Genomic DNA, 19,040 nt, shown 5'->3' on the forward strand with positions numbered 1-19,040 from the left:
ACCCCATGCTCATTGCTGGAGTGAAGGAGAAAGTTGAGGTATGATTTTAGTTGGTAATACAAAGTACGTCGTCTGCTTCTGCGCAGCTTTAATCTGTTTTAGTTTTTCTAGGTATATTAATCTCTTGACTGCGCTCAAGAAGTCACTTTAAAATAACTAGCCCTCTAATTTTTCACTTAATTCAAACCAGCGTAGTTCCTTTTCTTCAATGCTGTCTATAATTTCTTGCAATTTTCGAGATTGTTTGTCTATTTCTTCACCGTCCCAGCCTTCGGTAGCAAATTGGTTTTGAAGTGTTTCGCGTTGTTTTTCAAGTTTGGCTATTTCGTTTACTAGTCGGCCGTGTTCTTTTTGCTCATTATAGCTTAGTTGCGGTTTGTTTTGGTCTTTTTTCCAGTCGTTTTTTGGTTTTGAAGACCCTTCTTCTTTTGTTTCGGCTGGAGTACTATCTTCATAAATTCGGTAGTCGCTATAATTTCCTGGAAAATCTTTAATCACTCCTTCGCCTTGAAAGACAAACAGATGATCTACAATCTTATCCATAAAATAACGGTCGTGTGATACTACAAGAAGGCAGCCAGGGAAATCAAGTAAGAAGCTTTCCAGTACATTTAGCGTCACAATGTCTAAATCGTTGGTGGGTTCATCAAGGATTAAAAAGTTGGGATTTTGAATTAAAACCGTACACAAATACAATCGTTTACGCTCGCCACCGCTTAATTTTTCAACGAAATCGTATTGTTTTTTTCTATCAAATAAAAAGCGTTCTAGGAGTTGTTGTGCAGAAATTTGGCGCCCCTTTTTTAAGGGGATGTAATCTCCAAATTCGCGTACCACATCAATTACTTTTTGACCTGGTTTAATAGTTATTCCTTTTTGAGTGTAGTATCCAAATTTTACAGTTTCACCAATAACCACCTTGCCGGTGTCTGGTCTTAGTTTTCCCGTTAGTATATTTAAAAATGACGACTTTCCTGTGCCATTTTTGCCAATAATACCAATGCGTTCACCTTTCAGAAAATTATAGTCGAATTTTGTAAACAATTCCTTTTCACCATAGCTTTTAGAAACATTGTGGAGCTCGACAACTTTGGTGCCTAAGCGTTCCATGTTAAGTTCTAATTGAATTTCATGATCGTTACGGCGTTGGTGGGCGCGACTTTTAATTTCGCTGAAATCGTCTATCCTGCTTTTGCTTTTAGTGGTTCGCGCCTTGGGTTGGCGGCGCATCCAGTCTAACTCTTTTTTATAGAGTTGTTTTGCTTTATTGGTTTCGGTAGCTTCATTTTCAATTCTAGCGTCTCGTTTGTCTAAGTAATAGCTGTAATTTCCTTTATAGCTGTATAATTTTCCGTGGTCTAACTCTATGATTTCATTACAAACCCGCTCAAGAAAATAACGGTCGTGAGTCACCATAAAAATGGTAAAATTCTCTTTGGCAAAAAGTTGTTCTAGCCATTCAATCATTTCAAGGTCTAAATGATTGGTAGGCTCATCCATTATAAGTAAATCCGGACTTTGAAGCAATGCAGAGGCTAGTGCGAGACGTTTTTTTTGTCCGCCGCTTAACGCGCCTACTTTCAAACTAAGATCGTCTAACTTCAGTTTAAAAAGTGTTTGGGTATAGCGAGTTTCAAAGTCCCATGCGTTATGTGCATCCATAGCATCAAAGGCAGCCTGATAGTTTTCAGTATCTTCTGGGTTCTTTAGTGCTTTTTCGTAGCGTGCAATTATTTTGAGCACGGGGTTGTCTGAAGCCAGTATCGTTTCTTCTATGGTAAGGTCAGGATTTAGGTTGGGCTCTTGAGAAAGAAAAGCAGTTTTTAAATTTTTTCTGTATGCAACTTCTCCGATGTCTGGAACATCATCTCCAGATAGAATGTTAAGTAACGATGTTTTTCCTGTTCCGTTTTTTGCAACGAAACCAATTTTTTGCCCCTCGTTAATCCCGAAGGAGATATCAGTAAAGAGAACACGTTCTCCATACGATTTAGCAATATTTTCTACCGAAAGGTAATTCACAAATACAATTTTTGGCAAAATAAGCAGTTTTTAGTCAGAACGCATAAAATACCTTTCATTATTGTTATGGTTCATTTATATTTGTTGCCATACACCCTGCCATTATGAACATTAAATACCTGTTATTTTTATTGGTGATTGTCTTAGGCTTTACGTCCTGTATTTCTACAAAGCAATTGGTGTACCTTCAGGAAGACGAGACGGCTGTAGACAGTCTGTATGCCTTGCGGAAAAAACCTGATCCTTATCGTGTACAAGTAAACGATCTCTTAAGTATTAGAGGAAAAGCCATAGATCCAGCTGGTGTTGCTACGTTTAATCCTATAGGAGATGCTAATCCAAATGCTACAGGAGAAGAGCGTCTGTATTACGATGGTTTTGTAGTAGACCCTCACGGAAATATTAGAATTCCAGAATTAGGTGAAGTACCTGTTTTAGGACTTACGGTGAATGAAATACGTGAAAAAATTGAAAAACAATTATTAGAAACAACGTTTACCGAGCGTAGTGAGTTATTCTTAACGGTGAAATTAGCAGGTATTCGGTATACTATTAACGGAGAAATAGGAGGAGCAGGTTCTAACATTATTTACAGAGATGCTGTTACAATCATGGAAGCGATTGCCAACAGTGGTGATATTACTCTAACAGGAGATAGAACTAATGTTGTTGTAATTAGGCAGTTTCCTGCTGGGCAGAAAGTTGGGCATATAGACCTAACGCAAATTTCGGCAATGAATTCACCGTACTATTGGGTGCAGCCCAATGATTTAATTTTGATAAATCCGTTGCCACAAAAAGCTCTTGGTACGGGTACTACAGGTTTGCAATCTTTCACAACAATACTCACAGTATTTACTGCATTGGTAACTACAGTATTATTATTTACAAGATTATAATGAGTGAAGATTTCAATATAAATGACGTACAGATTAACTTCGACTTTAAAGGGTTTTTATATAAGCTTTTAAGTTATTGGCCGCTGTTTTTGATTTCGTTAGCTATTGGCTTTGGTATTGCTTATTACATTAATGTTAGAAAACTTCCTTCATATCGATTGGATACGTTGGTAACTATAAAAGATGATCAAAATCCATTTTTTACAACCACCACTAGCTTAACCTTTAATTGGGGAGGTACAACAGATAAAGTTAACACCTCTGTAATAACCTTGCGTTCTCGCTCGCATAACGAGAAGGTAGTAGATAGACTCCAATATTATTTAAACTATAAAAGAGAAGGTAAGTATCAGCTTGTTGACGCGTACAAACAGACACCTTTTACTATTGAAGTGGATACTGCTAAGGAGCAATTATTGGGTCAAAAATTTAAGATAGTTTTTAAAGATTCGGTGAATTTTGTGCTTTCTACTGAAATTGAAAATGAAGGTAACAAAGTATTTCAGTTGTATAATGCCACTAAAGAAAAAACAAGACGATTTGTTGCCAGTGGAACTGTAGAGCAGGACTACAAGATTGGTGAGAAAATCAATACGCCGCTATTTAGTGGTACCGTTTTACCAAATCAAGAAATTCCTGTAGTTCCGGGTAAGAACTTTTATTTTAATTTTTCAAATTTTGATGGTGCGGTAAAGGGGTATACCAATATTCAGGTAAACTCAGCGGGCCAAGGCTCTTCTGTTTTAACGTTAAGTCTTGCAGGAAGGAATAAAGCACGTATTGTAGATTATCTTAATACTTCGGTAGAGGTGCTAAGTGAAGATATGTTGAAACGCAAAAATCTTTTCGCCACAAAAACCATTCGTTTTATTGATAGTAGCTTAGGTGTAAAATCGAAGGAGTTAAAAGAAGTAGAAAAAGAACTCAACGACTTTAAAGACAAGAATGCAGTTATTGACTTAAATACTGAAGGTGCCGATATTAAGGCGAAGCTTAACAATTTCGATTTACGAAAAGAAAATGTTGAACGAGAGTTAAATTACTACAATACCTTAGAAAACTACTTACAAACCCGAAAAGATTATCGTGATGTTCCGGCTCCATCAGTTGCTGGAATTTCTGAAGCGAGTATTGTTTCAGGTGTTGGTCAAATTGTGCAATTGGCACAGCGTAGAAGTACCTTAGAATATTCATACAAAGAAGGGGCTACGCCCTTGCTTGATATAGATAGACAGATTGATGCCGTAAAGCGAATCTTAATTGAAAATATTACGTCTACTAAAGGCTTAAAAAATCAAGAAATACGAACCATTAATAGCGAAATAGCATCTTTAGAATACCAGATGCGAAAACTTCCTAAAGAGCAACAAGACCTTCTTAAAATTGAACGTCGTTATAGTTTAAACGAAGGGGTATATAACTTGTTTCTCGCTAAGAAAAGTGAAGCAGATTTGGTGAAAGCGGCAAATGTAAGCGATGTTCAGGTAATCGATATTGCAAAAGATACTGGAGGCGGGCAAATAGGACCTAATACACAACTTAATTATGTAATGGCGGCATTGTTTGGTCTGTTAATTCCATTTGTGTTCGTGTTTTTACGTGTGTTCTTCGATACAAAAATTCATCACCTTCAAGATATTCAACGGCAATCAAAAATACCCGTGCTTGGTGTCATTGGGAAAAGCCGATTAGACTCTAATTTAGCGGTACTCACAAAACCAAAATCTGCGATTGCAGAGGCATTTAGAGCGCTGCGTTCAGGACTTCAATTCTTGTATAGAAAACAAGGCTTAGATGGCTGTAAAACAGTGTTGGTGACCTCTTCGGTTAGTGGCGAAGGAAAAACATTCACCTCTATCAATATAGCTTCCGTATTTGCACTTAGTCAGAAGAAAACAATTTTAGTAGGGCTTGATCTTCGGAAACCTAAAATATTTGGAGATTTCAATATTAACAATAGCGTAGGTGTTGTGAATTACCTAGTAAATGATGCTACTGTAGACACTATTATTCAATCTACTAAAATAGAGAATCTAGACATTATTACTTCTGGTCCCATTCCTCCAAACCCTTCAGAATTATTGATGAGCGAACGTATGGATTCGTTGATTTTAGAATTGAAGAAATCGTACGACTATATTATACTAGATACGCCGCCAATGGGGTTAGTGGCAGATTCTTTAGAGTTGCTTAGCTACGCAGATGCAACAATTTATATGGTTCGCCAGAATTATACGCGAAAACGAATGCTGGGTATGATTAATGAAAAATACAAGCGAGGCGAGGTAAAAAACATAAGCTTTGTATTAAACTACTATCAAGAGAAGGCTAAATACGGCTACGGCTACGGCTACGGCTACGGTTATGGGTATGGCTATGGTTATGGCGGTTACGGGAAGTATGGCAATGGGTATCATGAAGAAGAAAAGAAAGACAGCTACCTTAAACGCATGACGAATATATTCCGCAAAAGGCGAAAATAACAGCAGTTAAAATTTCCGCAGCATGCTTACATCTAAGCAAAAAAATAGCAAACGTATTTTTGACGTAACTCTTTCAATTCTTGTGCTTCCTTTTGCTATAATTCCGTTACTTTTGCTGCTTAGTATTTCAACAGTAGTATTGCGTAGAAATGGGCTTTTCGTTCAAAAGCGCATTGGTCAATACGGAAAGCCGTTTAAACTCTATAAAATTCGCTCTTTAAAAGGTGCTAATCATGCTGATATTGTAGCTATTAAGAACAGTGAAACTGCATATGGCGCATGGTTGCGAAGTACAAAATTAGACGAGTTGCCTCAATTGTTTAACGTTCTTATAGGAACGATGAGTTGGGTAGGTCCAAGACCAGATATTCCTGGTTATGCCGATTTGTTAGAAGGTGAGGACAGAAAGATTTTGGAGTTAAAACCGGGAATTACAGGGCCAGCTACATTGAAATATAAAAATGAAGACCAACTGTTACTGCTCCAAAAAAATCCGTTACAGTATAACGATACGGTAATTTGGCCAGATAAGGTTGCTATTAACAAAGCATACAGTGAGCAATGGAGCTTACAAAAAGACATCTCTTATATTTCAAAATCAATTTTTTCTTGATTTGGCGTATAAGATATAGCAAAAACATAATTATATAACATGCACATAAATGGAAGTGCAAGAGGAAAAATGATGAAAGAAAAATCAACTATTGCAATTATTGGATTAGGCTATGTAGGCTTACCATTGGCTGTGGCTTTTGCCGAAAAATATAAAGTCATTGGTTTTGATATTAATGAACGTCGCGTAGCCGAGTTAAAATCGGGTAAAGACCATACACTTGAAGTTTCAGACAACCAATTGGCTGAAGTGCTACAGGAAAACCCTGCTAAAGGACTTGTAGTTACAACATCGGCAGAAGACATGAAAGCTGCAACAGTGTTTATTGTAACCGTACCAACACCAACCAATAAATACAACCAGCCTGTGCTAACTCCACTTATTAAGGCAAGTGAGACTATTGGGAAGTTATTAAAAGAAGGAGATGTTGTTATTTACGAATCTACCGTATACCCAGGGGTTACAGAAGAAATTTGTGTCCCAATTTTAGAGGCAGAATCTAAAATGGTGTTTAATACAGACTTTTTTGCAGGGTACTCACCAGAACGAATTAATCCTGGAGATAAAAAACATACAGTAACTCAAATTTTAAAAGTCACCTCGGGTTCTACGCCAGAGATTGCAGCAGAAATAGATGCCCTATATGCATCTGTTATTACCGCAGGGACTCACTTGGCACCAAGTATAAAAGTTGCGGAAGCTGCCAAGGTGATTGAAAACTCTCAGCGTGATATAAACATTGCCTTTGTAAACGAGCTGTCCAAGATATTTAGATTGCTGGATATTGATACGCAGGCCGTTTTAGAAGCGGCAGCTACCAAATGGAACTTTATTAAATTCACCCCAGGTTTGGTAGGTGGTCACTGTATAGGTGTAGACCCATATTATTTAGCACAGAAAGCTCAAGAAGAAGGATACAACCCTGAGATTATTCTAGCAGGACGACGTATGAATGATGGAATGGGAAACTATGTAGCACAAGAAATCATTAAATTAATGATTCAGAAAGAATGTAAAGTTAAGAACGGGCATGTGTTGCTAATGGGAATTACTTTTAAAGAGAATTGTCCAGACATTAGAAATAGCAAGGTAATTGACGTAATTGAAGAGCTTAGAAAGTACAATTTAAATATAGATGTTTACGACCCCTGGGCAAATGTTACCGAAGTATATAACGAATTTGGATTGCATTTACTTACAGACGAATCGCAACTAAAGCAAAATTATGAAGCTGTTGTATTGGCGGTTGGTCATAATGAGTTTTCAACGTTTCCTTTAGAGAATCATTTAGCTTCACCCTCTGTAGTATTTGACGTAAAGGGCTTTCTTCCCAAAGATAAAGTAGACGGATGTCTGTAAATCAATATTTTTAATTTTAACTAGTGTACACTACTCAATACCATAAAGAATCGTTAGCTAATTTTTCTTTTCTCGTAACTGGAGGAGCTGGATTTATTGGTTCTAATATAGTAGAATATCTGCTGAAATTTAACGCAAAAAAAGTACGCGTACTCGATAATTTTGCCACTGGCTTTCGTGAAAACTTGAAACAATTTGAAGGTAATCCAGCTCTTGAATTGCTAGAAGGAGATATACGTGATGTTGCCGTTTGTAAAAAAGCCATGCAGGGAATCGACTATGTTTCACATCAGGCGGCGTTAGGAAGTGTGCCTAGAAGTATAAACGATCCAGCTACCTCAAACGAAGTAAATGTTTCTGGATTTTTAAATATGCTTATCGCTCAAAACGAGAGCGCTTCGGTAAAAAGATTGGTGTATGCTGCTAGCAGTAGCACCTACGGAGATAGTAAAAATTTACCTAAGGTTGAAGCGACTATAGGGAAACCACTTTCGCCATACGCGGTCACCAAATTGGTAAACGAACTATACGCAGATGTTTTTTATAAAACCTACGGCACTGCAACTATAGGCTTACGTTATTTTAACGTGTTTGGACCTAAACAAAGTCCAACAGGAGCGTATGCAGCTGTAATACCTTTATTTATGCAAGCCTTAAAAGACGGTAAGGCGCCAACCATGAATGGTGATGGAGAACAAACAAGAGATTTTACTTTTGTAGAAAACGCTGTGCAAGCAAACATAAAAGCTTTGTTCGCACCAGAAGACGCCGTAAATGAAGTTTATAATGTGGCATTTGGCGAACGTATTAGTCTAAACACCCTTTGGGAAGATTTACAAGCAATTTCTAAAACGAATATGGCTGCCATTTATGGGCCACCTAGAAAAGGAGATGTAAAAGATTCGCTAGCAAATATCGATAAAGCGAATCGTTTGCTTGATTACAGTCCTAAGTTTTCGGTGAAAGATGGCTTGGCAATTACTTGGGAAGGATTTTAGATGGTTTAATAGAGTGCACAAACTAATGACGTCTTTTGGAAGTTAATCATTATAAATAGTAACTTGCAATGCTATGGCAGAAGAGAAATGGTTATATGAGATTTCGTCTAAACGAAAGTTATTCGACTTAAATCTCAAAGAAGTATGGCGCTACCGCGATCTACTATTTTTATTCGTTAAGCGAGATATTGTAACTGTATATAAACAAACTGTTCTAGGGCCACTTTGGTATTTTATACAACCCTTATTCACATCGGTTATTTTTACGCTTGTCTTCAATAACCTAGGAAATATCAGTACGGGTGGAATTCCTCCTTTTTTATTCAATCTAACTGGAATCACGGCTTGGAACTATTTTAAGGTTTGCCTTACCGGTACGTCTAATACATTTTCACGAAACCAATCGTTGTTCGGCAAAGTGTACTTCCCAAGGGTAATTATGCCAATGTCTGTTACGATTTCAAACTTATTGAAGTTTGGAATACAAGCACTTATATTAATTATATTCTATGTTTATTATGTAAGCACAGGCACAGCTATTGCGCCAAATGAGACGTTACTGCTTTTTCCAATTCTATTGCTTATGATGGCATGTCTTGGTTTGGGAGCTGGAATGATTATTTCTTCATTAACAACCAAATATCGCGACCTTCAAGTACTTATTACGTTTGCTGTTGGTTTACTTATGTATTTGTCTGCAGTGCCGTACCCGCTGAGTGAAGCTAATAAAAAGTTTCCGAGCTATGTTGCAGATTTTGTAACCTTTAATCCGGTAACCCAAATTATTGAAGGGTTTAGATATATGGTGTTGGGGTCGGGAGACTTTACATGGACGGGGTTTGTATATGCGTTGGTGTGTTCATTGGTTTTATTCTTTCTAGGACTAGTTGTCTTTAACAGAACCGAAAAAAGTTTTATAGATACTGTATAATGGAAAAGGTAATTTTAAAAGCTGAAAATATTAGCAAACAATACCGTTTGGGTGTTGTTGGTACCGGTACTGTAAAACACGATTTCAATAGGTTTCTTGCGAGAATACTAGGCAAGCCTGACCCTTATCTTAAAGTAGGGGCTGAAAACGATAGAAGCGCCAAAGCCACTGGAAACTATGTTTGGGCGTTACAAGACATTAATTTTGAATTAAAGAGAGGTGAAGTATTAGGGATTATTGGAAAAAATGGTGCGGGAAAATCTACGCTCTTAAAAATATTGAGTCGCGTTACTGCGCCTACAACAGGAGTAATTAAAACCCGAGGTAGAATTGCCTCATTATTAGAAGTGGGTACTGGTTTTCATCCAGAACTTACGGGCCTAGAGAATATTTACTTAAACGGTGCTATACTTGGAATGACCAAGGCAGAAATAAAGCGCAAGGAAGAAGAGATTATCGAGTTTTCTGGCTGCCAAATGTATATAGATACTCCAGTGAAACGATATAGTAGTGGGATGCGCGTACGCTTGGCGTTTGCGGTGGCAGCACATTTAGAGCCTGATATTCTGGTAGTAGACGAGGTTTTAGCGGTTGGCGATGTAGACTTTCAGAAAAAAGCCATTGGCAAAATGCAGGAGATTAGCGAGGGAGATGGTAGAACAGTTTTGTTTGTAAGTCATAATATGGCGGCAGTTAAAAACTTATGTACCCGTGGGATTGTACTTGAAAATGGTAAATCTATTTACGAAGGAAATGCGAATGATGCGGTAGAGTATTATTTAAAAAATGCCTTTCAACTTAGTAAAACACACATTCTTGAGCGAACAGATAGAAAGGGAAATAAAAAATTGCAAATAGAATCGATACAAATTGAGAATAATCGAGATGTTGAAGTATCCGAATTGTACTCTGGAGAATCGTATGCAATGAAATTTTATTATACTCAATATAAGCCTGTTGAAGCAGGTCAACTCACACTTGTAGTTCAATTTCGAAATCAAAAAGATGAACTTGCATGCACTATTGGTACAGACGAGATGGGAATTCGTTTTTCTGAAATTTCAAAATCAGGGTATTTTCAGATAAGCATACCTAAACTGCAGTTCAGAGAAGGAGAGTATACTATTAGTTATATGATTAGTGAAAAGCTTTCGCAGAATTCAAAACACAATGTAATAGATAATCTTCAAAACGCAAGAACCATGTCAGTAATGAAAAGTGACTATTGGAAATCGGGCGTTTTTAATAGGCCTAATGGCTTTATTCAAGAGGCCTCTATAGAACTAATAAAAAAATAACGCATGTCAACATTTGTAAACTCAAAAAAAATACTTGTTACAGGAGCCGATGGCTTTATTGGCTCACATTTGGTAGAATACCTTGTTGGGCAAGGACATCAGGTTAAGGCGTTCTGCTTCTATAATTCCTTTAACTCTTGGGGTTGGTTAGATAGCCTTCCAAAAGAAACCTTAGATAACATTGAAGTTTTCACAGGCGATATTAGAGACCCCAACGGGGTACGCACAGCTATGAAAGATGTATCGATAGTATATCACTTGGCTGCGTTAATTGCAATTCCTTTTAGCTACCACTCGCCAGATAGTTATATAGATACCAATGTAAAGGGTACATTAAATGTAGTACAGGCAGCCCGTGATTTTGAAATAGAACGCGTTTTAGTTACTTCTACCTCAGAAGTATATGGCACAGCGCAATATGTGCCTATAGACGAAAAGCACCCAAAACAACCACAATCACCCTATTCTGCATCAAAAATAGGCGCAGATTGCATTGCGGACTCGTTTTACCGAAGTTTCGACCTTCCTGTTACTATAGTACGTCCTTTTAATACCTTTGGTCCACGGCAGTCTGCACGCGCTTTTATTCCAACTATTATTACACAATTGCTTAACGGTTTTGATGAAATTAAATTAGGCGATATTACACCAACCCGTGATTTGCTATATGTAAAAGATACAGTACGTGGTTTCGAAACCATCGCTAATACGCCTTCTTTAATTGGGCATGAGGTTAACATTGCTACCAATTCTGAAATTACTATTGGCGAAGTAGCAGAACGTTTAATTAAACTAATTAATCCGAAGGCTAAAATTACCTTAGATGAAACCCGTCTTCGTCCAGAAAAAAGTGAAGTTTTTAGATTGTTTGGAGACAATACCAAACTCATGAAACATACCAACTGGAAAACGCAGTACGCATTCAACGATGCCTTGCAGGAAACCATAGACTGGTTTGCAAACAAAGAAAATTTAAAGCAATACAAAGCGGGTATTTACAATGTATAGCAACCTGGTCTCTTTTGTTCAAAATGAATTTGGTACAACAGACTTTATTCCGTTACATGAACCTCGGTTTGTAGGAAATGAAAAAAAGTATGTAGCAGATGCCATAGACTCTACCTTTGTGTCTTCTGTAGGCGCTTATGTAAACCGGTTTGAAGAGGATTTTGCGAAAAACACCCAACAATCGTATGCGGTGGCAACCGTTAACGGTACAGCTGCTCTGCACATTGCCATGCTTTTAGCTGGCGTAGAAAAAGACACCGAGGTATTAACGCAAGCGCTCACTTTTGTTGCTACGTGTAATGCAATTTCGTACCTGGGTGCCGTTCCGCATTTTGTAGATGTAGACAGAACTACTTTGGGGATGTGCCCCGTAAAACTGGCATCGCATCTAGAATCTGTAGCCGAAATGCGAAATGGTACTTGTTATAATAAAATTACCAACCGCAAGATATCGGCTTGTGTGCCTATGCATACCTTTGGCCATATAGGGGCAATAGAATCTCTGGTGCAGGTGTGTAATACCTATGGTATACCCTTGGTTGAAGATGCCGCAGAAGCCTTAGGTAGCTATAAAAATGGCAAGCATGCTGGCAGCTTTGGTGCTGTAGCCGCTTTCAGTTTTAACGGGAACAAAGTAATCACGGCAGGCGGAGGAGGTGCCATTACCACGAATGATGAAACCTTGGCTAAAAGAGCAAAGCACCTTACTACAACGGCTAAAATTCCGCATAAATACAAATACGAACACGATGCCATAGGGTACAACTACCGTATGCCAAATCTTAACGCGGCGCTTTTAGTGGCGCAATTAGAGCAATTACCATTGTTCTTGAAGAAAAAACGAGCTTTAGCAGAAAGATATGAGGCATTTTGTACCAAGGAAAGGTTACAGTTTATTGAAGAGCCAAAGAATACACAGTCTAATTACTGGCTTATGGCGTTATTGTTAGATAGCGAAAATCAGCGTGATGAATTTTTAGAATACACTAATACACATGGTGTTATGACACGACCTATCTGGCAACTCATGAATCGGTTACCCATGTTTGCAGATTGTCCAAGTGCTTTACTGGAAGATTCTGAATTTCTTGAGGCTCGGGTGGTGAATATTCCGAGTAGTGTAATTTTGTAGAAGGAAGTATGCTAACAATTGTATCTTTGTGTTAATTTATAAACTACTATGAATTCTTGTTGCTTTGCTAGTGTAATTTTTGAAGGAAATATACCGTTCTTTCCGGAGTTCTTAAGCTCTTTGCAGGCGCAAATCGATTCAGATTTTACCCTATTACTTTTTAACGATGGTGTTGAAAATTTAGAAGCACACGTATCTGAATACACCTTACCTTTTCGAATAATTACAGCTTCTGGAACTAGTGCCGAAATACGTCAACAAATGTTGACATACCTTGCCGCTTCAGAATTTGACTTTGCTGTGTTTGGTGACACAGACGATTATTTTGCGCTTAATAGAATTGCTATTTCTAAGAAATTGCTGAAGGAGCATCCAATTATAGCAAATGATGTTTGGTTGGTAGATGAGGCCGGTAAACTATTACAACAAGGGTATTGGAGCATTCGTCCCGAAGTTAAAGAGGATATTTCATATGAAAGTTTACGCCATTACAACGTATTAGGACTAGGTAATACTGCTATTCAAACTTCCATCTTGCCAAAAAACTTAGCGCTACCAGCATCGTTAATAGCCGTAGATTGGTATGTGTTTTCATGTCTTTTGAAAAGCGGCTTAAAAGCACACTTTACGTCGAGTACTCATATCTATTATAGACAGTATGAAGGCAATACTATTGGTTTAAAAAAGTTAACTTTGCAACGGTTTAAAAAAGAAGCAACAGTAAAATTGCAGCATTATAAAGCTTTGGCTAAGCTAGATGAAGAAATCACACCCTTGGCGCTGCGTTTTGAAGAAATGGTACAAACGTTAGATACTTTTTCTGAAACTCAGTTAACAAAGTTTAGTAAACAACAAGAACATCCCTTTTGGTGGGAACAAGTACAACCGTAAACGTATGCAGTGCCTATAAGTACGGAATAAATTTAATGAAGATGTAAGCATTAGGCGTACCATCTTCTAATTTTTCAATAGTCGAAACAGATGAAAATTCAAATTTCAAAGAATAAAGAAATATTCAATTTTAGTCAGCCCTACATCATAGCAGAGATTGGTGCCAATCACAACGGCGATATGGATCTTGCGAAAAAGATGATAGATAGCGCAGTAGATTGTGGTTGCGATGCTGTAAAATTTCAATCATGGACCCCACAGTCGTTAATTGCTAAAGAGGAGTATGATCGCAATCAGGTATATGACGATTCACCAAAAAAGCACTTTGGGTCTTTAGAGGAAATGGTAACCAAGTATTACTTGCGTCCAGAGCAACATTTTGAGCTAAAAGAATATTGTGAGGGCAAAGGCGTAGATTTTTGTTCATCTCCTTTTTCGACTAAAGAAGTAGACTTGCTTATGGAAATTGGGGTGCCATTTCTTAAAATAGCTTCTATGGATATAAATAACATTCCATTTTTGAAGTATGCGGCACGTACTATGAAACCTATAGTAGTTTCTACTGGAATGGCAACAATTGCCGAGATAGACAGAGCAGTGCAGACTATTCGCGGAGAAGGCAATGAGCAAATTTGTCTCTTACATTGTATTTCAATCTACCCACCAAAAGACAAAGACATTCACCTACGCAACATAGCCATGTTACAGGATACTTTTAATTTGCCTGTTGGTTTTTCAGATCACTCTTTTGGTACCGCAGTGCCGTTAGCGTCTGTTGCATTAGGCGCTTGTATCATTGAAAAACATTTTACACTAGACAAAGATTTACCAGGTTGGGATCATGAGATTTCTGCAGATCCGGTTGAAATGAAAGCCATTTGCTATGATTCTAAAAAGATTCAGGCGGCTATGGGTAATGTGCATAGAACCGTTTCGGACGAAGAGGAGGCTAAAAAAGATAAGTTTAGACGTAGTATTGTTGCGGCAACCGACTTAAAAAAGGGAACGGTACTTTCCGAAGAACATTTCGACTATAAAAGACCAGGAACGGGGATTCCTCCAAACGAATATTTATATGTTGCTGGTAGAAAACTTAACTGCGATATTGCTGCAGACACCTTATTAACTTGGGATCATTTTGAATAAACCCATGAAAACAGTTGCTTGCATTATAGCCCGAACCGTCTCTACAAGGTTGCCTATAAAGGTGCTAAGAGATCTTACCCCAGGAACTACCATGGTAGATTTTTTGGTACAACGGCTTAAAACAGTTCAACAAATAGATGAAATTTATATCTGTACCTCTACACAACCAGTAGATGATGTTTTGGAAGATGTAGCGATACGAAATAAGGTAAAATTGTACCGAGGTTCTGAAGACAAGGTTATTGAACGCATGATAGATGTGGGAACTTCAGAAAATGCAGACATTGTACTGCGCATAACAGCAGATAATCCGTTTACCACAACAGAGTACATAGATGATCAGATTCAGTTTTTAATAGATAATGAACTAGATTACTCGCGAATTGTTGAGGTACCTATTGGAGCATCGCCAGAGGTGATTCGGTTCTCGGCACTTAAAGATTGTTATTCAAAAATGGATCCTTCGGTAAGCGAGTACTTAATGTTGTTCTTATTTGAACCAAAAACTTACAAATGTGGAGTACTTCAGGTTTTTGAAGAAGACTATTCAAACTACACAGTAACTGTAGATACACCAATAGATTTGGTGCGTACTAAGAAAGTGTTAGAGATTTTTGGCAGTCATGATATTACACTAAAGGATATTATTGCTATTTACAAAGATGCATCTCACGATTTGCCGGTTACTCAATTTGCCATGGCAGGAGATGTAAAGTTACCCTACGGAAAAATGGTCTCTGTAGCCGAATTTTCTGAAGATATGAACAGACGTAAGCAAAATTCTATCATAAAGAAAGTGTATGAATAAATCGTATGTATACGTAGAAACAGCTTTTCACCACGAAGGTGATATAGACTATATTAAAAACCTTATAAATGCTGCCAGTGACATTGGTGTGAACGGTGTTAAATTTCAGGTGCTTACAGAGGCTTCGGATTTTATATCTACAAAACATTCTGCATTTTCGACCTTAGAAGCATATACCTTTAATGTTGCACAGTGGAGTGAGCTATTTCAGTATACAACAGCCGCGGGACTCGACATTATTATGATGCCCTTAGATTTAGGCGCATTTAAATTATTAGAAAAGCACACCGTAAAGTACTTAGATATTCATTCGGTTTCGTTTTACGACAGCAAGTTGTTAGCCGCTGTAAAAGCGTCTCAAATTCCTATAATTTTAGGAGTTGGTGGAAGAACCTTAGAAGAAATAGACGATAAAATTTCGTATTTTGAAGGAAAACTAGAAGTGCTTATGGTAGGATTTCAGGCGTTTCCTAGTAAATTGGAAGACGTAAAAATTGGTAAGATTGCCCATTTGGTTCAGAAATATCCGGCGCAAGCTATTGGATATGCAGATCATTCTGCCCATGATGACGATTTCAATGTAACTAGTAACGAGTATGCACGCTTGTTAGGGGCAACTTTTTTTGAAAAACACATGACTCTAGAGCAAGGGAAAGAACGGGTAGATTATAATTCTGCGGTAGATGCGGCAACCCTAAAGAATATGATAGAGCGTATTCGATTTATTGAGGCTCATGTTTTAAGTACTGCTGAAAGTTCCTTTCAATTTCACGATACCGAAGTTGTATATAGAAATAGACAACTAGTGTGTGTGGCTACTGCAAATTTGGCTGAAGGTACCGTTCTTAAAGAAAATGATATGGCCTTAAAAATGATGGATGCCCATGAGAATAACCAATATAGAGTGGAAGCACTACTAGGCAAAAAATTGGTGAAGGCAGTAGAAAAAGACATGCCTATTCAATCACAAAATGTATACAATGAGTAGTTATAAGATTTATCGAGATCAATTAGAAACGTTTGAAGACGTTATCCAGCATTTGGATAGCTATGGAGTTGGGTTTTTAGCGGTTGTAAATAGAGATGAAACCTTGTATGGTATTGTTACCGATGGCGATATTCGTAAAGCATTGCTTCAGCAAAAAAGGGATATAGATACCATTATCAATAAAGCCCCCATTACCTTACATTACAGCACACCAAGAAGCCAGATTGTTTCTTATTTGCAGTCTAAGCGTAGGTTGCACATTCCATTAATTGATGATGCTAAAATATTAAAACAGGTGTTTCTTTTAAATGACCTGAATTTTGAGTACAAGCCCAATAAAGTTGTAATTATGGCGGGCGGACTAGGTTCAAGATTGGGAGATTTAACAAAAGACACGCCTAAACCAATGTTAGAGATTAAGGGGAAACCCATTCTTGAGTATATTGTAGATTCGTTTAAGAATCAGGGATTCAACAAATTTATCTTCTGTGTAAATTATAAGAAAGAAGTAATAGAATCTTATTTTGGCGATGGTAGTCGCTTTAATGTAAGTGTAGAGTACATTGTTGAAGAAAAGCGTTTGGGTACAGCGGGTGCGTTGAGCTTAATAGCGGACGACTGTTTTGAAGATCCATTTTTTGTAGTAAACGGAGATGTTATTAGTAATATAGAATACCAACATGTGTTAGATTTCTATAATTCTAACAAGGCCGAGGCGGTTATGTGTACCAAAGAATTGAGTCATACAAATCCCTATGCAGAAGTCTATTTTGATGACCAAAAAAACCTTATTAGCTTAAAGGAGAAACCTACCAAGATATTTCATATTAATTTAGGCGTATATTTATTACACCCAAAAATGACCACGTTGTTACCCACCAATGAGTTTTATGATATGCCTAATTTATTTCTGAAAGCCAAGAGCCAAGAACATATGGTAAAGGTGTTTAATGTAAATGAAGATTGGGTAGATATTGGAAAACCTGTAGATTATCACAAAATAAGTGATGATTAGTTCTAGAGATGAAATAAAAGATTTTATCCTAGAAATTGAAGACCGGTTTCCAGTGAATGAATGGAGCCTAAACGGGTTTTACTTCTGGCCCATACTTAGAATTCGGCTGTTTTTCTATCTTATAAGACAGGTAGAATACCAAACCAAAAAAGAAACTTCAAATGCAAAACTCCCGCATAAAAAACGTAGCGGGTTTGCCCAGAAACTAGCCAAATTATACGCTGTTTTCTATACACCGTTCTGGTGGTCAAGACTTCCTAAAAAGAAACACATATTCGTTGCCCAAGATGCACACCGTGTAAATTATAAAGGAAAACGTTATAACCGTTTTTTTGATGTGCTTATTAAAAAATATGGGTTGGAGCAAGAAAGCATGTACTTCGAAACATCTAAGATACCTTCTAGTCATATTGAAGCTGGCCATTTGCTGTATGATTATGATAAGGCTTTACAGGTATTTTTAAGGAAAAAGAGAATAAAATCTACGAACCTAACCTTTGAAAATAGTAGTTATCGCGATTTTATAAACACGTTAGAAAGTAATGAGCAAACAAAAGGGTTTATAGTAAATTATACTGAAAAACGATTGGTGAAATGGTACGAGAGGAAGGTGGTTCCAAAACTAGATTTTTTCAGTAAATTATTGCAAAAGATTCAGCCACAACAACTTTCTATACTTTGTTATTATTCAGAAAATAATATGTTACTCATTGCTGCTGCCAATGCGTTAAATGTTAAGACTGTAGAAATGCAGCATGGACCACAATCTCCTTTGCATTTGTGCTATGCTAGCTGGAATAAGGTGCCTGTAGATGGATATCAGGTGTTGCCAAGAGAATATTGGTGTTGGGATAAGGCGAGCAAAGATACCATAGATGCTTGGGCTAATTCGTCTTCATTATACAAAGCAGCAGTAATAGGAAATCCGTGGGTAGATTTATGGAAAGAAATTCCTGCTACATTTTCTGAAGAAAACTATATACTGTATTCCTTACAGCCCAAACCTGTTTCACTATCTCAGCTATTTTCAGAAAATATCATTGATTTAATGAAAGAATTGGGACTTCCATGGTTTGTGCGTTTGCATCCACGCCAACTTGGTGAATTGGAAACTATCAAAACATTTTTAAAAAATAAGGGAGTTTCAGAATTAGTACGGATAGATGAAGCTACTCAAGCTGCATTACCCCAATTACTTGCAAATGCCATTATTCATGTCACTCACTACTCGGGTACGGTGATAGAGGCGTCTCAAATGCAAACGCGCACAATTATTTTGCACCCCATTGGTAAGCAATCTTTTAGTGCATTAATTGAAGCAGGAAGGGCAGTGTATTTAAATCCAGAAAACGAAGATTTTATCCAGCAATTTACAAGTGTAATACGTGAGACAACCAAAAATGAATTGCCTGAAACTAGGTATTCTACAGTTAAAGATTTATTTTAGGC

General features: G+C 37.4%; 16 protein-coding genes. 15 read left to right on the forward strand and 1 reads right to left on the reverse strand.

The window, feature by feature from the left end:
* Positions 1 to 156 precede the first annotated feature (156 nt).
* A complete protein-coding gene (locus G5B37_RS13855; protein ID WP_164680958.1) occupies positions 157 to 2,022 on the reverse strand; it encodes an ABC-F family ATP-binding cassette domain-containing protein in 1,866 nt (621 codons plus the stop codon).
* A gap of 104 nt (positions 2,023 to 2,126) precedes the next feature.
* On the opposite strand from G5B37_RS13855, the gene G5B37_RS13860 reads away from it, so the two are divergent.
* The 15 genes from G5B37_RS13860 (at position 2,127) to G5B37_RS13930 (ending at position 19,038) form a co-directional block, all read left to right on the forward strand.
* Complete coding sequence (locus G5B37_RS13860; protein ID WP_164680617.1) at positions 2,127 to 2,921, forward strand: polysaccharide biosynthesis/export family protein; 795 nt, start codon at positions 2,127 to 2,129, stop codon at positions 2,919 to 2,921.
* Entirely contained in the window at positions 2,921 to 5,404 is a 2,484-nt protein-coding gene (locus tag G5B37_RS13865) for a polysaccharide biosynthesis tyrosine autokinase (RefSeq protein WP_164680618.1), read from the forward strand. Before G5B37_RS13860 ends, G5B37_RS13865 begins: the two co-directional genes overlap by 1 nt.
* A 22-nt stretch (positions 5,405 to 5,426) precedes the next feature.
* Positions 5,427 to 6,017 (forward strand): sugar transferase, encoded by a 591-nt coding sequence (locus tag G5B37_RS13870; RefSeq protein ID WP_164680619.1) that lies wholly within the window; start codon positions 5,427 to 5,429, stop codon positions 6,015 to 6,017.
* Between the two features lie 39 nt (positions 6,018 to 6,056).
* The gene (locus G5B37_RS13875) at positions 6,057 to 7,376 is read left to right on the forward strand and encodes a nucleotide sugar dehydrogenase (RefSeq protein ID WP_263649808.1); all 1,320 of its coding nucleotides are present in this window, start codon (positions 6,057 to 6,059) and stop codon (positions 7,374 to 7,376) included.
* Positions 7,377 to 7,399: 23 nt separating this feature from the next.
* Positions 7,400 to 8,374 (forward strand): SDR family oxidoreductase, encoded by a 975-nt coding sequence (locus G5B37_RS13880; RefSeq protein ID WP_164680620.1) that lies wholly within the window; start codon positions 7,400 to 7,402, stop codon positions 8,372 to 8,374.
* Positions 8,375 to 8,447: 73 nt separating this feature from the next.
* The gene (locus tag G5B37_RS13885; protein ID WP_164680621.1) at positions 8,448 to 9,305 is read left to right on the forward strand and encodes an ABC transporter permease; all 858 of its coding nucleotides are present in this window, start codon (positions 8,448 to 8,450) and stop codon (positions 9,303 to 9,305) included.
* The gene (locus G5B37_RS13890) at positions 9,305 to 10,603 is read left to right on the forward strand and encodes an ABC transporter ATP-binding protein (protein WP_164680622.1); all 1,299 of its coding nucleotides are present in this window, start codon (positions 9,305 to 9,307) and stop codon (positions 10,601 to 10,603) included. Before G5B37_RS13885 ends, G5B37_RS13890 begins: the two co-directional genes overlap by 1 nt.
* 3 nt (positions 10,604 to 10,606) lie before the next feature.
* Entirely contained in the window at positions 10,607 to 11,611 is a 1,005-nt protein-coding gene (locus G5B37_RS13895; protein ID WP_164680623.1) for an NAD-dependent 4,6-dehydratase LegB, read from the forward strand.
* Complete coding sequence (locus G5B37_RS13900) at positions 11,604 to 12,743, forward strand: LegC family aminotransferase (protein WP_164680624.1); 1,140 nt, start codon at positions 11,604 to 11,606, stop codon at positions 12,741 to 12,743. The genes G5B37_RS13895 and G5B37_RS13900 overlap by 8 nt, the downstream gene beginning before the upstream one ends.
* Before the next feature lie 48 nt (positions 12,744 to 12,791).
* Positions 12,792 to 13,634: a glycosyltransferase family protein gene (locus G5B37_RS13905; RefSeq protein WP_164680625.1), complete on the forward strand. Its 843-nt coding sequence runs from the start codon at positions 12,792 to 12,794 to the stop codon at positions 13,632 to 13,634.
* 90 nt (positions 13,635 to 13,724) lie between these two features.
* Positions 13,725 to 14,780 carry an N-acetylneuraminate synthase family protein gene (locus G5B37_RS13910; RefSeq protein WP_164680626.1) on the forward strand — a complete coding sequence of 352 codons (1,056 nt, stop codon included), beginning with the start codon at positions 13,725 to 13,727 and terminating at the stop codon, positions 14,778 to 14,780.
* A 4-nt stretch (positions 14,781 to 14,784) separates the two neighbouring features.
* Positions 14,785 to 15,588 carry a cytidylyltransferase domain-containing protein gene (locus G5B37_RS13915; RefSeq protein WP_164680627.1) on the forward strand — a complete coding sequence of 268 codons (804 nt, stop codon included), beginning with the start codon at positions 14,785 to 14,787 and terminating at the stop codon, positions 15,586 to 15,588.
* The gene (locus G5B37_RS13920; RefSeq protein WP_164680628.1) at positions 15,581 to 16,576 is read left to right on the forward strand and encodes an N-acetylneuraminate synthase family protein; all 996 of its coding nucleotides are present in this window, start codon (positions 15,581 to 15,583) and stop codon (positions 16,574 to 16,576) included. Before G5B37_RS13915 ends, G5B37_RS13920 begins: the two co-directional genes overlap by 8 nt.
* Positions 16,569 to 17,591, forward strand: a complete 1,023-nt coding sequence (locus tag G5B37_RS13925; RefSeq protein ID WP_164680629.1) for a nucleotidyltransferase family protein — start codon at positions 16,569 to 16,571, stop codon at positions 17,589 to 17,591. The genes G5B37_RS13920 and G5B37_RS13925 overlap by 8 nt, the downstream gene beginning before the upstream one ends.
* Complete coding sequence (locus G5B37_RS13930; protein ID WP_164680630.1) at positions 17,584 to 19,038, forward strand: hypothetical protein; 1,455 nt, start codon at positions 17,584 to 17,586, stop codon at positions 19,036 to 19,038. The genes G5B37_RS13925 and G5B37_RS13930 overlap by 8 nt, the downstream gene beginning before the upstream one ends.
* The last annotated feature ends 2 nt before the right edge of the window (positions 19,039 to 19,040 follow it).

Source organism: Rasiella rasia, from assembly GCF_011044175.1.
In the GTDB taxonomy this organism is placed as follows: domain Bacteria; phylum Bacteroidota; class Bacteroidia; order Flavobacteriales; family Flavobacteriaceae; genus Marinirhabdus; species Marinirhabdus rasia.